Raw genomic sequence first — 13,782 nt, 5'->3', positions numbered from 1 at the left:
GTGAGGGGTGACGGGCCTCGAGGGCGGCCGTCACCGCTCACGGGATCGGGGTCAGGAACCGATCTGCGCCGCGATGTCGTCGTGGTAGGCACCGACGCGGGCGTACACGCCCGGCTTGCCCGGGCGGGCGCAGCCCTCGCCCCACGACGTGACGCCGATCAGCTTGTTGTCCACGACCATCGGGCCGCCCGAGTCGCCCTGGCAGGTGTCCACGCCGCCTTCCGGCACGCCGGCGCACACCATGGCGTCCTTGTTGTACTCGCCGTACGCGCCGCTGCAGGTCTCGTCGGAGACGACCGGCACGGTGGCCTTCTGCAGGTTGTCGGCCTGCTGGCCGCCCTCGGTGGTGTTGCCCCAGCCCAGGATCGTCGCCTGGCTGTCCGGCGCGTAGCCCGGGTCGTCGGCCGTGGCCAGCTCGATCGGCGCCTCCTGCACCGGGGCCTCGAGGGTGAGGACCGAGACGTCGAAGCCCTGCGCGGCGTCCTGGTACTCGGGGTGCACCCAGACGTTGGTCACCTTCGAGACGGTGCCCTCGTCCGAGCTGATCACGGTGCGGCCGCTGACCACGTTGATGTCCGTCGGCTGCGAGCCGACGGTGCAGTGCGCGGCGGTGAGGACCTTGTCCGGGGCGACCAGCGAGCCGCCGCAGAACTGCTGACCGTCCGGGGTCACCAGCGCGACGGTGAACGGGTGGTCGGCGATGTTGGCGTCTTCGCCGCCGACGATGAACGGGCTGACGTCCGACGGCTGGGCTTGCGCGACGGAAGCCGTCGTCAGACCGGCGACGGCGATCGCGGCGACTCCGGCGAGCCGGGCCAGGCGACGTGGGGCATCGACCATGGTTGCACTCCTTGTCCCGATGGTCGCTGGCGAATTCGCCTCGGCGGCCTGCCTTCCGCCGAACCGTTACGCACAGCGACGAACTTGATCGGAACGATATCGGCGCCCCCCGTACCGGGAAAGCCTCCGTATTTGCCGTTTTAACCAGTCCGCGCAACCACTTTCCACAATCGGAAACCAATCGTCCTACATCAAGGGGCGGTGCTCGTCAACCGGCTTGGCTACTTTTCGTTGCCATCAGGGCGGATTCGGCACGCACCGCAGGCCGGCTAGCGCGAACGCCCATCAGCCGACAGGCGAACGGTTCGCGAATTCCTCGCAAGACTCGGCATTTCCGGCGCCGGGAGCACGAATCGTCCTGGCGCGCATGGAAATGTCCCCGGTGCACCCCGATTTGCACCGGGGACACCCCAACCTCGGCCGGACCCCTCCGACCGGTGTCGCCGTCGATCCCCGAACCGACGGCTGGCTCGCTCCGAGGCCCCGACCGCCTCGATCGGAACGTGCCACGTCTGGTTTACCTTTTTTCCGATGGAATATTCCAGAGCCAATCGGGGGAGCCCGATCGGTTGATCGTTAAACCTGTCGGCGTAACGCCCCCAACCACCTCGGACGGCCTACCTCGGCACCAGGCCCGCGTCGTAGGCGAGCAGCCCGGCCTGGAGCCGGTTCGCGCAGGACAGCTTCACCAGCATCCGCGACACGTAGCTCTTCACCGTCGCCTCCGACAGGAACAGCCGCTCGGCGATCTGCGCGTTGGACAGCCCCTGCCCCAGGCAGGTGAGCACCTCGATCTCGCGATCGGTCAGGTCGCGCACCAGCTCCACCGCCCGCTGCCGGCTGCTCTGCTCCTCGCCCGACGCCGCGAGCAGCCGCTTCTTCGCCTCCTGGGAGAGCACGGTGTGCCCGTCGGCGGCGACCCGCACCAGGCCGATCAGGTCCTCCGGCGGCGTCGACTTGACCAGGAATCCCGCCGCCCCGGCCCGCAGCGCGCGCAGCACGTACTTGTCGGCGTCGAAGGTCGTCAGCGCCACCACGGCGGGCGGATCGGGCAGCTTGCAGATCCGCTCGATCCCGGTCAGCCCGTCCACGCCCGGCATCCGCAGGTCCATCAGCACCACGTGCGGCCGGTGCCGCACCACGCACTCGACGGCTGCCGCGCCGTCCTGCGCGTCGTCGACGACCTCGATGTCCTCGGCCGAACCGAGGATGGTGCGCAGGTGCGCGCAGACCATCGGCTCGTCGTCCACCACGACGACCCGGATCGGATCACTCATCGCCGACCGCCTCCCCCGTGGGCACGTACGCAGGGAGTATCACATCCACCTCGAAGCCACCGTCGCCGCCGGCCCGGGCGTGGAACGTCCCGCCGACCAGCTCCACCCGCTGCTGCAACCCGAGCAGGCCTGATCCCGAGCCGCTGCCCGCCAGGTCCGCCGCGGCGCGGACCGGCGGCTCGGTGTTGCGGATGACCAGCCGCAGCCGGTCGTCGCTGTAGATCACGTGCACGCTCACCCGCGAGCCGAACGCGTGCTTGTGGACGTTCGTCAGCGCCTCCTGCACCACGCGGTAGGCGGTCCGGCCGACCGCCGACGAGACCATCGTCGGATCACCGTCCACAGTGAACTCGACGGGCACCCCGACCGCCTCGGACCGCCCGATCAGCTCCGACAGGTCCGGCACCTCGGTCGGCGGGGCCGAGGCGGGCAGGCCCTCGTCCTCGACGGAGCCGCGCCGCAGCACGCCGACGAGATCCCGCAGCTCCTCTAGCGCTTCGCAGCCGCTGGTGCGCAGCTCCTCGGCGGCCTGCCTGATCTCCGGGTCCTTGGCCGCCACCCCCAGCGCGCCGGCCTGCAGCACCATGAGGCTGACCCGGTGCGTGACCACGTCGTGCATCTCGGTGGCCAGCCGCGTCCGCTCGTCCGCCCGGGCCTGCTCGGCGAGCAGCTCCTGCTCGTACTCGGCCCGCTCGACGCGTTCCCGCAACGCCTTCACCAGCCGGCGACGCGCGCCGATGTAGAGCCCCAGGACGGCCGGGAAGATCGTCCACAACACCGAGACGACCAAGAGGTCCCGGAAGTTCGGATCCCACGGCCGGATCGCGATCACGGTGACGATGGCGACCATGTCCCAGGCGAGGAACCGCCTGGTGCGGCCCTCGGTGTAGGCCGCGACGGCGTAGACGACCCACGGTGTCAGGCCCGGGACCCACGGGTCGTCGTGCTGGTTGATCGCCAGCAGCGGGCCGGGGCCGAACTCGATCAGCAGCACCTGCGCGAACGAGAGCACCGTGGTCACGGCCATGATGGCCACCGGGAAACGCCGCCGGGCCAGCAACGTGATGTCCAGCAGGGTCATCAGCAGGTTGTTCACCCACAGCCCGCCGATCCAGTCGTACACCTCGGGCGGCGTCTCCGACGGGTAGAGGGCTTCGAGAACGCGGCCGAGCAGGTGCAACCCGATCACGAGGCACACGTCGAACGCGGCCTCCCGCTTGGAGTTCCACAACAGCCGCCACAACGGGCGCTTCACGTGGAACACGGTAGTTAACCGGATGTTCGGAACCGGCGAAGAACCCACTCGCGACGGGCAGGCGTAGACGAAAGTTGCACCGGCCTCCCGGAGCCGCAACTTTCGGTCGCCCGAACCGCTACGAAGCGCAGTGTCGGCAAGATGATCAACCCGGTTTCAATGGAGGCACAGTCCAGTCGAGACCTGGGGGAAGTCGATGAGCGCCCAGCTGCTCAGCCCGCAACAACCACCGCCGACCCGCGCCGAGCTGCCACCGCTGGCGAAGGGCCCGGTGTTCACCATCGCCGGCCTCGTCGCCGCCGCCCACCTGGCCTTCAGCTCGTTCGGCGGATTCTGGATCGACGAGGCCTACATGCTCGCGGCCGGGAAGTACCACCCGGACTGGGGCTACGTCGACCAGCCTCCGCTGGCGCCGCTGATCGCGGCGGCGATGGACTGGCTCGCCCCGGGGATGATGCCGGTGCTGCGGCTGCCCGCGGTGCTCGCGACCGCCGCGATCGTCGTGCTGACCGCGCTGCTCGCCCGCGAGTTCGGCGGCGACCGGCGGGCCCAGGCGCTGGCCGGCGCGGCCGGGGCCACCGGGCTGTGGACCGCGCTGGTCGGGCACTGGGTCACGCCCTACACCTTCGAACCGCTGTTGTGGCTCGCGCTCACGTGGTGCTTGGTGCGCTGGGTCCGGCTGCGCGACCTGGGTCGCCCGGACGATCGACTGCTGCTGCTGTTCGGCGTGCTGCTCGGCATCAACATGCAGATGAAGTTCCAGGTCGCGATCCTGTGCGTGGCCCTGCTGGTCAGCGTGCTCCTGGTCGGCCCGCGGGACATCCTGCGCCGCCCGATGTTCTGGGGCGGCGTCGGCATCGCGGCGCTGATCGCCCTGCCGACGGTGCTCTGGCAGGCGTTCAACGGCTGGCCGCAGCTCCAGATGGGCGCGATCGTCGCGGCCGAGTCGCCGATGCTCTCCGGTGGCCGCAGCGGTACCGCCGTGAGCCTCGTGCTCTACGCCGGTGTCGCCGGTGTTGCGCTGTTCCTCGTCGGCCTGTGGCGGCTCATGCGCTCTCCCGAGCTGCGGTCGTACCGGTTCTTCGCCGTCACCACCGTGCTGCTGTACGTGTTCTTCGTCGCGACCGCCGCGCGTCCGTACTACCTGATCGGCCTCTACGGCGTGTCGCTGGCCGCGGGAGCCGTCGCCTTCCAGCGCCGCCGGGAATCCCGGCGTACCCGGTTCGGCTGGACGGCTTGGCCGGCCTTCGCGCTGTCGGCCGCGGCGGCGGGCTACATGCTGTTCGCGTCCACGGCCATGAGCTCGATGTTCGGGGTGCCGGCGGCGGATTCGCTGGCCCGCGACTCGGCGGCCGCGTATGCCGCGCTGCCGCCGGAGCAGCAGCAGCGCACCGCGATCCTCGCCGACAGCTACGTCGTGGCCTCGATGGTCGAAGTCGGTAGGGCGCAACACGAATTGCCCGAGGTCTACAGCCCGCACCGCGGCTACGGCTACTTCCCGCCGCCGACCGAGCAGATCGAAACCGTGCTCCTGGTCGGCGACCCGACCGCGCTGCGGACGCGGTTCTCCGACGTCCGCCAGGTGGGCGGCGGCCAGATCCCGATCTGGCTCTGCACCGGGAAACTCGCCGCGTGGACGGAGATCTGGCCGGAGGTCAAGTCGCTGTGAACCGGCCGACACCGAACCGGTCCCCCGGCCCGGCCCCGGCGCGCCGGGAAACCGGGAACCGTCCGGCCGCGGGGATGCACGCTGCGAGAATGGCCACAGCAAGGCGAAACAGAGAGGGGCCGACAGTGGCCGCCCGAACGAACACGAACTCCGCCGGGCTCCGGCTCCGGCCACCGCGCAACCGGGTCGAGCGCCGCGCCATCGGCTGGTGGGCGACGCAGGCCCTGGTTCTCGTCGCCCCGCTGCTGATCGCGCTGGCGGTCACGGCGGTGTTCATCCCGCCCGCGCGGTTCTGGCTGCTGCTCTCGCTCGTCGTGGTCGCCGTGCTCGGCGTGCCCTACGTGCTGGTGATGCCGCAATGGCGGTACCGCGTGCACCGCTGGGAAACCACCGAGGACGCCGTCTACACGGCCGAGGGCTGGCTGAGCCAGGAATGGCGCATCGCGCCGATGTCCCGGATCCAGACGGTGGACACCGTGCGGGGCCCGCTGCAGCAGCTGTTCAAGCTGTCCAGCGTCACGGTCACCACGGCGTCCGCCGCCGGCCCGCTGACGATCGCCGGCCTCGACCGGGACGTCGCCGCTTCGCTCGTCGAGCACCTGACGGCCACCACGCAGGCCACCCCGGGAGATGCCACATGAGCAGCGTCATCGACGGGCAGTGGCGGCGCCTGGACCCGAAGACCGTCGCGGCCGCCGCGGTCCTGGTGCTGGCGCCGCTGGTGCCGACCGCGGGGATCATGTTCCTGTCGGACGCCGAGCCCACGACCCTGCTGGTCACCGCGCTGATCTGGATCGGCGGCGCGGTGCTGATCGCCGGGTTCAGCGCGGCGGAGTGGTGGCTCACCTGGTACCGGATCACCGACGAGCGCTTCGAGCTGCGCCACGGCGTCCTGACCCGGAACCACCGCTGGATCCCGCGTGAGCGGATCCGCAGCGTCGACCTCACGGCGGACCCGGGCCGCCGGCTGTTCGGCATCACCACGGTGAAGGTGGGCACCGGCGGTCAGGCCAGCGACGCCAGCGAGCTCAAGCTCGACGCGATCTCGCGCCACCACGCCGAATCCCTGCGCCAGGAACTGCTCTTCGGCAGTTCGTCCACTTCGGACACCGTGGCTTACCGCGAGCCGGTCACCATGCCGAGCATCGCGGCGAGCACCGGAGGCGGCAGCACCACGGCGAGCACCGAGGTCGGCGAGGCCACGCTCGCCCGCCTCAACCCAACGTGGTTCCGCTTCTCCGCGCTGACCCTGTCGTTCATGCTGATCGTCTGGGGCGCGATCGCCTCGGGCATCGGGTCGTTCAAGGACCTGCTGAAGTCGTTCGGCGTCTTCGAAAGCCTCGGGCAGGCCGTGCAGGCGACGTCGCTGTGGCTGGTCATCGGGGTCGGGGCCGCCATCGCCCTGGTCGTCGGCGTGCTCGGCGCCATCGCGCTGTCCGTGGAGATGTGGTGGGGCTTCCGGCTGACCCGGGAACGGGGCGACACGCTGCGGGTGAAGCGCGGGCTGCTCACCACGCGGTCGGTCTCGCTGGAGGAACGCCGCCTGCGCGGCGTCGAGCTGGCGGAGCCGCTGCTGCTGCGCTGGGCCCGCGGTGCGCGGCTGCACGCCGTGGCCACCGGGCTGAACCAGAAGCAGGAAGAACACCAGCCGGACAACAAGACGCTGCTGCCGCCGGCTCCCCGCGCGGAGACGCACCGGGTGGCCGCCGAGGTCCTGCGGGAAAGGGAAACGCCCTTCGGCGGCGAACTGCACCGGCACCCGCGCGCCGCGCTGCGGCGGCGCATCACCTGGGCGCTCGTTTCGGCCGTCCCGTTCATCGCGGCGGCCGTGGCGGCGGCGGTGATCGGCTGGTTGCCGGTCGCGGCGACCGTGGCCGTGGGGGTGGTCGCGGTCGCGGTGGCGATCGGTTTCGCGCTGGACGCCTACCGCAACCTCGGTCACGCGATCACCGATCGCTACCTGATCGCCCGCTCCGGCACCGGGATTCGCCGCACCGTCGCGCTGCAGCGAGAGGGGATCATCGGCTGGCGCATCAGGAGGACCGTGTTCCAGCGGCGCTCGGACCTGTTGACCATCGGCGCGACGACAGCGGCCGGGAACAGCGTCTACGAGGTGCCGGACGTGAGCACCGAGACGGGGCTGCGGCTGGCGGAAGAGGCGGTCCCGGGTCTGCTCGCGCCGTTCCTGCAACGGGGCTGACCTGCCGGGAACCGGTTCGGTGATGGTGGCTCCGCTCTTCCCCGGGAGCGGAGCCACTGCTGGTCAGGAGTCGAAGCAACCGTGCTTCAGGCCGCGCACGAACTCGTGCCAGCGCTGCACCGCAACGGTGAGCTGACCGGCGGCGCGATTCTTGGTGTCGCGAACTCCGACGTGGTCGGAACCGAAGCCGACTTCGACGCACTGGCCCTGCCCCTGGGTGCGGGTGCTGGTGCGCCAGTCGGTGATGCTTGACATCTACAGCTCTCCTATACGTTGTTGGAGGAGTTTCACGGAACCCTCAGGGTCTACCGCATGCGCGCGTAAATGGTCCATCATCATCACGTAGTTCGATAGCTCGATCTCCCTTTCGAGGTAAAGCCCGCCCACATGTGTTTCCAGATAAACCACGTCCGGATCGACGTTATTCGAGTAGCGCAGGATGACGAACGGACCGGCCTGGGCGGGATGGGCACCCGCGTCCAACGGCATCACCTGCAGCGTCACGTGCGGCATTTCCACCAGCTTGAGCACGTGTTCCAGCTGGCGGCGCAACACGCCGTTGCCACCGACGCACCGGCGCAACGCCGCTTCCCCGACGACCGCCCACAGCTCCAGCGGGTTCGCCCCGACGACCCGCTGCTGGCGCTGTATTCGGAGATCTACTCTTCGAGTAATTTCCGAATCATCCGCCCGAATGAGCGTGGCCTTGGTCAGCGCATAGGCGTATTCACGCGTTTGGAGCAGTCCGGGAATGGCCTCGGACTCGTACGTGTCAATTGACGAAGCTTCGGCTTCGAGCCCCACATAGGTCTCGTACCACTCCGGCAGGACATCGCTGTACGAATGCCACCATCCGCGCTTCCTGGCATCTCGCGCCAGGTTGATCAGCTGATCCCGCTCGGCCCCGTCCACCCCGTAGAAGTCCAGCAATGCCGAGACATCACCGACCGAAGGCGACCGCTTCGCGGTTTCGAAGCGCCCGATCTTCGCCTGCGTGCAACCGAGGTGGGTGGCGGCCTGCTGCTGGGTGACCTCGGCCTGCGCCCGCAGCCGCCGCAATTCGGCGGCGAGACGACGACGCCGCACCGTGGGACTGACTGTCATGATCCCCATACTCCACGCAACCCCACATTGCGTCACCACCCCATCACCCTTACGACAGAAGGGTTACCGGCATATTCCAGGGATTGCGCCGAATGGGCGTCACCCGAATTGCGGCTTGCCGGGCTCACGTTCGCCGTGGCGGGCAAGCGAAACCGCGCGGCGCGAACACGGCGGCGCCCCGCCCTGGCTCGCAGGACGGGGCGCCGCTCGGTCGCGAAACGGCGGCCTACGGCCGCGGCACGTTGCGCAGGTTGCTGCGCGCGAGCTGCACCATCTTGCCCACTCCGCCGGAGAGGACCGTGCGGCTGACTGCGAGCGCGAACCCCTTCACCTGGTCACCGGTGATGCGCGGCGGGATCGACAGCGCGTTGGGATCGGTCACCACGTCCACCAGCGCCGGACCCGGCCGGCCCAACGCGTCGGCCAGCGCGTCGCGCACCTCGCCGGGCTTCTCCACCCGCACCGAGTGCATCCCGGCGGCCGCGGCCAGCGCGGCGAAGTCGACGTGGTCGTGGTCGGTGCCGAAGTCGGGCAGCCCGTCGACCAGCATCTCCAGCTTCACCATGCCCAGCGAGGAGTTGTTGAAGACCACGACCTTCACCGGCAACCGGTGGGTGCGCAGCGTCAGCAGGTCGCCGAGCAGCATGGACAGCCCGCCATCGCCGGACATCGAGATCACCTGGCGCCCCGGATCGGCGATCTGCGCCCCGATGGCCTGCGGCAGCGCGTTGGCCATCGAACCGTGCACGAAGGAGCCGAGCACCCGCCGCCGGCCGTTCGGCGTGATGTAGCGGGCCGCCCACACGTTGCACATCCCGGTGTCCACTGTGAACACGGCGTCGTCGGCGGCGAGGTCGTCGAGGACGTCGGCGACGTACTCCGGGTGGATCGGCACCTGCGTCTCGACGTTCCGCGTGTAGGCGTCGACGACGCGCTCCAGCTGGCCTGCGTGCTCGCGCAGCATCCGGTCCAGGAAGGACCGGTCCGCCTTCTGCGAAACGCGCGGCAGCACGGCGCGGATGGTCTCCCCGACGTCGCCGTGCACGGCCAGGTCCAGGACCGTGCGCCGCCCCAGGTGCGCGGGTTCGATGTCCACCTGCACGGTGTTGGCCTGCGGCAGGAAGTTGTCGTACGGGAAGTCGGTGCCCAGCAGCACGACCAGGTCCGCGCGGTGCATCGCGTCGTAGCAGGCGCCGTAGCCGAGCAGCCCGCTCATCCCGACGTCGAAGGGGTTGTCGTACTGGATCCATTCCTTGCCCCGCAGCGCATGCCCGACCGGCGCGTTCAGCCGCCCGGCGAGCTCCATGACCTCCCGGTGCGCGCCGCGAGTCCCCGAACCGCAGAACAACATCGGCCGCTGGGCGGCGTTCAGCTTCTCCGCGAGCGCGGCCACCTGGTCCTCCGACGGCACCACGACGGGCGGCTCGCACTCGACGATGCCGCGGCCGGTGGGCCGGGCGGCCGACTTCTGCGCGACGTCGCCCGGCAGCACCAGCACCGAGACCCCGCGCCGGCCGGACGCGGTCTGGATCGCGGTGCGCAGCAGGCGCGGCATCTGCTCGGGCTGCGAGAGCAGCTCGCAGAAGTGGCTGCACTCGTTGAACAGCTCCTCGGGATGGGTTTCCTGGAAGAACCCGGTCCCGATCTGCTCGGACGGGATGTGCGAGGCGAGCGCCAGCACCGGGGCGCCGCTGCGGTGCGCGTCGAACAGGCCGTTGATCAGGTGCAGGTTGCCCGGCCCGCAACTGCCCGCGCACACCGCCAGCCGCCCGGTCAGCTGCGCCTCGGCGCTGGCCGCGAACGCCGCGGTCTCCTCGTGGCGCACGTGCACCCACTCGATGCCGTCGGTGCGGCGAACCGCATCGACCACCGGGTTGAGGCTGTCCCCGACGATGCCGTAGATCCGGCGGACGCCTGCTTGCACGAGCACTTCGATGAACTGGTCGGCGACGGTGGGCATGGTGATCCTCCGGCGGTCGGTGGAGCGGGCCACCCACCCGTCTACGCGGGGTGCCCGCGACCTGCAACTCGAAACCGCCGATAACCCGTACGGGGGACATCGGTAACGAACCGGGCGGCGAAGTCGATCAGCATCACGTCGACGTTCCATCGTCGCCAATCCCCTGCCACCGGAAGGAAATCGCGGTGTCCATCCGCCTGTACACCACCTGCGCGCTGGCCCTGACCGCCTCTGCGGTCGCCGGACTGCTCGTCGGCGGGTTTCTCGCGACAGCGGATCAGACGCCGGCCGGGCCGCAGATCACCCAGGTCTCGCAGCTGACCCCGGCGACCGGCGAGCTCGCCCGCGAGTGATGGTCGCTTCACCGGCCACGAGCCGGTCGGGAGCATCGGATAGCGTCGGGAGCATGAGCGAACAGAATCGACTCTCGACCGGCGACAAGGCACCCGAATTCGCGCTGCAGGACGCCGACGGCAACACCGTGTCCCTGGGCGACTACCGCGGCCGGTCCGTGGTGGTCTACTTCTACCCGGCGGCGAGCACGCCCGGCTGCACCAAGGAGGCCTGCGACTTCCGGGACAGCCTGGCGGTGCTCAACGACGCGGGCTTCGACGTCCTCGGGATCTCCCCGGACCAGCCGGCGAAGCTGGCGAAGTTCCGCGACGAGGAGGGCCTGACCTTCCCGCTGCTGGCGGACGCGGACAAGTCCGTGATGACGGCGTGGGGCGCGTTCGGCGAGAAGCAGAACTACGGCAAGACGGTGCAGGGCGTGATCCGGTCGACCTTCGTGGTGGACCCGGAGGGCAAGATCGCCAAGGCGCTGTACAACGTGAAGGCGACGGGCCACGTGGACCGGCTCCGCAAGGACCTCGGGGTCTGATCCGTTGGGCACCGACCCGGCCGGTGCCCTCCGAAGCCCCCTCCGATTTCGCCTGAAATTGGAGCCCGCCCGTCCACACGGGCCTCGCCACGGCTCGGGGATTTCCGATTTTGCCTAAAATTGGGAAGCTTCCCCGGCGCCCACGCGAGCCTCGCCACGGCTCAGGTGGTTCCGATTTTGCCTAAAATTGGAACCCGTCAGTCGAGGGCCATGTAGATCGCCACTCCGGCGGCGATCACCACCACCAGGTAGCGCAGCAGGTTCGACGGCAGCTTCTGGGCCAGCTTCCCGCCGATGAAGCCGCCGAGCACCGTGGTGGGCACCAGCATCAGCACCGCGATCCAGTCCACCGGCGCGATCAGCGCGTAGACGACCAGCGTCACGGCGCTGCCGATCATCCCCAGCCAGCTCTTCAGCGCGTTGAGCCGCCGCATGGTGTCGGTGGCGGCCAGCACCAGGATCGCGATCAGGATGACGCTGCGCGCGCCGCCGAAGTAGCCGCCGTAGATCGAAGCCAGGAAGATTCCCACCGTCAGCAGCACGGTGCGGTCCGGGGCGTCCTCGCCGGGCGTGCCCAGCCACTTGCGGATGGTGTTCTGGAATGCCATCAGCACGGCGGACAGCCCCACCAGCGCGGGCACCACGGCGTCGAACACCTTGCCCGGCAGGACCATCAGCAGCACGCAGCCCAGCGCCGATCCGACGGCCGCGGCCACCGTGGTCAGCCACACCCGCCGCGGCGTGCCGGTGAGGTCCTTGCGCTGGCTGATCGCGGCTCCGACGAATCCGGGCCCCTGCGCCACCGAGTTAGTCACGTTGGCCACCAGCGGCGACATCCCGGTCGCCAGCAGGGCCGGGAAGACCAGCAGGGATCCGCCGCCGGCCACGGCGTTGATCGCGCCGGACAGGAAGCCGACGACGACGAGCAGCGCCAGTTCGAGCCAATCCGTGAACACGACTGCTGAAGTTAGCTTCTGGAACGACTCAAGTTCACACCGGGGCGAGCGGCATCACACCGCGATCCGGCCCCGATCGGCCGTTGCTCCTGTTCGATAACGCCGTTACCGTTTCATAACGGCGTTACACAACCTCGCAGGAGGGTGTTCACCATGGAAAACCCGTTCACGCAGGGCAACTACGCACCGATCCGGCAGGAGCGCTCCTGCACCGCCCTGCCCGTCATCGGCGAGATCCCCGACCACCTCGACGGCCGCTACCTGCGCAACGGCCCCAACCCGATCTCCGAGATCGACCCGGACACCTACAACTGGTTCATGGGCGACGGGATGGTGCACGGCATCCGGCTCCGCGACGGGAAGGCCGAGTGGTACCGCAACCGCTGGGTCCGCTCCCCCGCCGTCACCCAGGCGCTCGGCGAACCGCCGCGCCCCCGCAACCCCCGCGCCGGCCTCGACGTCCTCGGCGCGAACACCAACATCATCGGCCACGCCGGGCGCACGCTCGCCCTGGTCGAGGCCGGGGCGACGAACTACGAGCTGACCGACGAGCTGGACACCGTCGGCCCGTGCGACTTCGACGGCACGCTGCCGGGCGGCTACACCGCGCACCCCAAGCGCGATCCGGAAACCGGCGAACTGCACGCGGTGTCGTACTTCTTCGGCCGCGGCAACACGGTGCAGTACTCGGTGATCGGGGCGGACGGGCGCGCCCGGCGCACGGTCGACGTGGCCGTGTCCGGCAGCCCGATGATGCACGACTTCTCGCTGACCGAGAACCACGTGGTGTTCTACGACCTGCCGGTGAGCTTCGACGCGCGCCAGGCGGTCGAGGGCGCCGTTCCGGTGTGGCTGCGCCGCCCGGCCCAGCTGGTGGTGTCCGCGCTGATCGGCCGGGTCCGGGTGCCGGACCCGATCACGGCGCGGATGGCGCGCTTCACCCCGGCGAACCAGTCGTTCCCGTACCGCTGGAACCCGCGCTACCCGGCGCGGATCGGCGTGATGCCGCGCTCCGGCGGTGCGCGCGACGTCCGCTGGTTCGACGTCGAGCCGTGCTACGTCTTCCACCCGCTGAACGCCTACGAGACCGAAACGGGCCTCGTGCTGGAGATCGTGCGGCACGCGAAGGTCTTCGACGCGGACCTGCAGGGCCCGTCCGAGGGAGCCCCGACGCTGGACCGCTGGACGGTGGACTTCAAGTCCGGGCGGGTCCGGGAGGAGCGCCTCGACGACCGCCTGCAGGAGTTCCCGCGCGTGGACGAGCGGCTGGTCGGCAAGCGCCACCGCTACGGCTACGCGGTCGGCGACGACACCCTGCTCAAGCACGACATGACGACCGGGAAGACGGAAACCCGCAGCTTCGGCGAGGGCGACCAGGTCGGCGAGTTCGTCTTCGAGCCGAGGACCCCGGACGCGGCGGAGGACGACGGAGTCTTGATGGCCTGCGTTTTTCGGCGGCGGAGGAGCGCAGCGACCTGCTCCTGCTGGACGCGGAAACCCTGGAGACGGTGGCCGAGGTCCGGCTCCCGGACCGGGTCCCCAACGGCTTCCACGGCAACTGGGTCCCGACGGGCAGCTGACCCCGTGTGCATTTCGTGCTGCTATAGCAACACAAAGTGCACACGGCACCTGAACAGCGGA

12 protein-coding genes and 1 pseudogene are annotated in these 13,782 nt (G+C 69.8%); 6 read left to right on the top strand and 7 right to left on the bottom strand.

Annotated elements, in window-relative coordinates; genetic code table 11:
- Window positions 1-51: 51 nt before the first annotated feature.
- From E1288_RS07335 to E1288_RS07325, 3 genes are all read right to left on the bottom strand, one after another.
- The gene (locus tag E1288_RS07335; RefSeq protein ID WP_132482540.1) at window positions 52-840 is read right to left on the bottom strand and encodes a S1 family peptidase; all 789 of its coding nucleotides are present in this window, start codon (window positions 838-840) and stop codon (window positions 52-54) included.
- 617 nt (window positions 841-1,457) lie between these two features.
- Window positions 1,458-2,117, bottom strand: coding sequence for a response regulator (locus E1288_RS07330; RefSeq protein ID WP_132482538.1), 660 nt, complete (start codon window positions 2,115-2,117; stop codon window positions 1,458-1,460).
- Entirely contained in the window at window positions 2,110-3,372 is a 1,263-nt protein-coding gene (locus E1288_RS07325; RefSeq protein ID WP_132482536.1) for a sensor histidine kinase, read from the bottom strand. The genes E1288_RS07330 and E1288_RS07325 overlap by 8 nt, the downstream gene beginning before the upstream one ends.
- 196 nt (window positions 3,373-3,568) lie before the next feature.
- Here E1288_RS07325 and E1288_RS07320 point away from each other — a divergent pair, with 196 nt between their 5' ends.
- The 3 genes from E1288_RS07320 to E1288_RS07310 all read left to right on the top strand — a co-directional run bounded on the left by E1288_RS07320 (window position 3,569) and on the right by E1288_RS07310 (window position 7,241).
- A complete protein-coding gene (locus tag E1288_RS07320) occupies window positions 3,569-5,041 on the top strand; it encodes a glycosyltransferase family 39 protein (RefSeq protein ID WP_132482534.1) in 1,473 nt (490 codons plus the stop codon).
- 125 nt (window positions 5,042-5,166) lie between these two features.
- The gene (locus E1288_RS07315) at window positions 5,167-5,682 is read left to right on the top strand and encodes a PH domain-containing protein (RefSeq protein ID WP_235883397.1); all 516 of its coding nucleotides are present in this window, start codon (window positions 5,167-5,169) and stop codon (window positions 5,680-5,682) included.
- Window positions 5,679-7,241, top strand: coding sequence for a PH domain-containing protein (locus E1288_RS07310; protein ID WP_132482530.1), 1,563 nt, complete (start codon window positions 5,679-5,681; stop codon window positions 7,239-7,241). The genes E1288_RS07315 and E1288_RS07310 overlap by 4 nt, the downstream gene beginning before the upstream one ends.
- Before the next feature lie 63 nt (window positions 7,242-7,304).
- On the opposite strand, the gene E1288_RS07305 is transcribed toward E1288_RS07310, so the two are convergent.
- The 3 genes from E1288_RS07305 to E1288_RS07295 all read right to left on the bottom strand — a co-directional run bounded on the left by E1288_RS07305 (window position 7,305) and on the right by E1288_RS07295 (window position 10,305).
- Window positions 7,305-7,496, bottom strand: a complete 192-nt coding sequence (locus E1288_RS07305; protein WP_132482528.1) for a DUF397 domain-containing protein — start codon at window positions 7,494-7,496, stop codon at window positions 7,305-7,307.
- Complete coding sequence (locus tag E1288_RS07300; protein WP_235883396.1) at window positions 7,497-8,345, bottom strand: helix-turn-helix domain-containing protein; 849 nt, start codon at window positions 8,343-8,345, stop codon at window positions 7,497-7,499.
- A 226-nt stretch (window positions 8,346-8,571) separates the two neighbouring features.
- On the bottom strand, window positions 8,572-10,305 hold the full coding sequence (locus tag E1288_RS07295; RefSeq protein WP_132482524.1) for a pyruvate dehydrogenase: 1,734 nt from the start codon (window positions 10,303-10,305) through the stop codon (window positions 8,572-8,574).
- A 185-nt stretch (window positions 10,306-10,490) separates the two neighbouring features.
- Here E1288_RS07295 and E1288_RS46800 point away from each other — a divergent pair, with 185 nt between their 5' ends.
- Together E1288_RS46800 and bcp are read left to right on the top strand one after the other, a co-directional pair.
- Window positions 10,491-10,658, top strand: a complete 168-nt coding sequence (locus E1288_RS46800; RefSeq protein WP_165968010.1) for a hypothetical protein — start codon at window positions 10,491-10,493, stop codon at window positions 10,656-10,658.
- 53 nt (window positions 10,659-10,711) lie between these two features.
- The gene (gene bcp, locus E1288_RS07290) at window positions 10,712-11,185 is read left to right on the top strand and encodes a thioredoxin-dependent thiol peroxidase (RefSeq protein ID WP_132482522.1); all 474 of its coding nucleotides are present in this window, start codon (window positions 10,712-10,714) and stop codon (window positions 11,183-11,185) included.
- 197 nt (window positions 11,186-11,382) lie between these two features.
- On the opposite strand, the gene E1288_RS07285 is transcribed toward bcp, so the two are convergent.
- Window positions 11,383-12,141, bottom strand: a complete 759-nt coding sequence (locus E1288_RS07285; protein WP_132482520.1) for a sulfite exporter TauE/SafE family protein — start codon at window positions 12,139-12,141, stop codon at window positions 11,383-11,385.
- Between the two features lie 153 nt (window positions 12,142-12,294).
- Between E1288_RS07285 and E1288_RS07280 the strand changes: the two are divergent.
- Window positions 12,295-13,721, top strand: a pseudogene (locus E1288_RS07280) (carotenoid oxygenase family protein).
- Window positions 13,722-13,782: the final 61 nt, after the last annotated feature.

Source organism: Saccharopolyspora elongata, assembly GCF_004348985.1.
GTDB classification, from domain to species: domain Bacteria; phylum Actinomycetota; class Actinomycetes; order Mycobacteriales; family Pseudonocardiaceae; genus Saccharopolyspora; species Saccharopolyspora elongata.
This window is presented reverse-complemented; position numbering and strand designations above follow the sequence as displayed.

Excerpts from the sequence above, each read along its gene's own strand:
- E1288_RS07320 (WP_132482534.1), top strand. The coding sequence starts at position 3,569 with ATGAGCGCCCAGCTGCTCAGCCCGCAACAACCACCGCCGACCCGCGCC.
- E1288_RS07305 (WP_132482528.1), bottom strand. The coding sequence starts at position 7,496 with ATGTCAAGCATCACCGACTGGCGCACCAGCACCCGCACCCAGGGGCAG.
- E1288_RS07335 (WP_132482540.1), bottom strand. The coding sequence starts at position 840 with ATGGTCGATGCCCCACGTCGCCTGGCCCGGCTCGCCGGAGTCGCCGCG.
- bcp (WP_132482522.1), top strand. The coding sequence starts at position 10,712 with ATGAGCGAACAGAATCGACTCTCGACCGGCGACAAGGCACCCGAATTC.
- E1288_RS07295 (WP_132482524.1), bottom strand. The coding sequence starts at position 10,305 with ATGCCCACCGTCGCCGACCAGTTCATCGAAGTGCTCGTGCAAGCAGGC.
- E1288_RS07300 (WP_235883396.1), bottom strand. The coding sequence starts at position 8,345 with ATGACAGTCAGTCCCACGGTGCGGCGTCGTCGTCTCGCCGCCGAATTG.
- E1288_RS07310 (WP_132482530.1), top strand. The coding sequence starts at position 5,679 with ATGAGCAGCGTCATCGACGGGCAGTGGCGGCGCCTGGACCCGAAGACC.
- E1288_RS07330 (WP_132482538.1), bottom strand. The coding sequence starts at position 2,117 with ATGAGTGATCCGATCCGGGTCGTCGTGGTGGACGACGAGCCGATGGTC.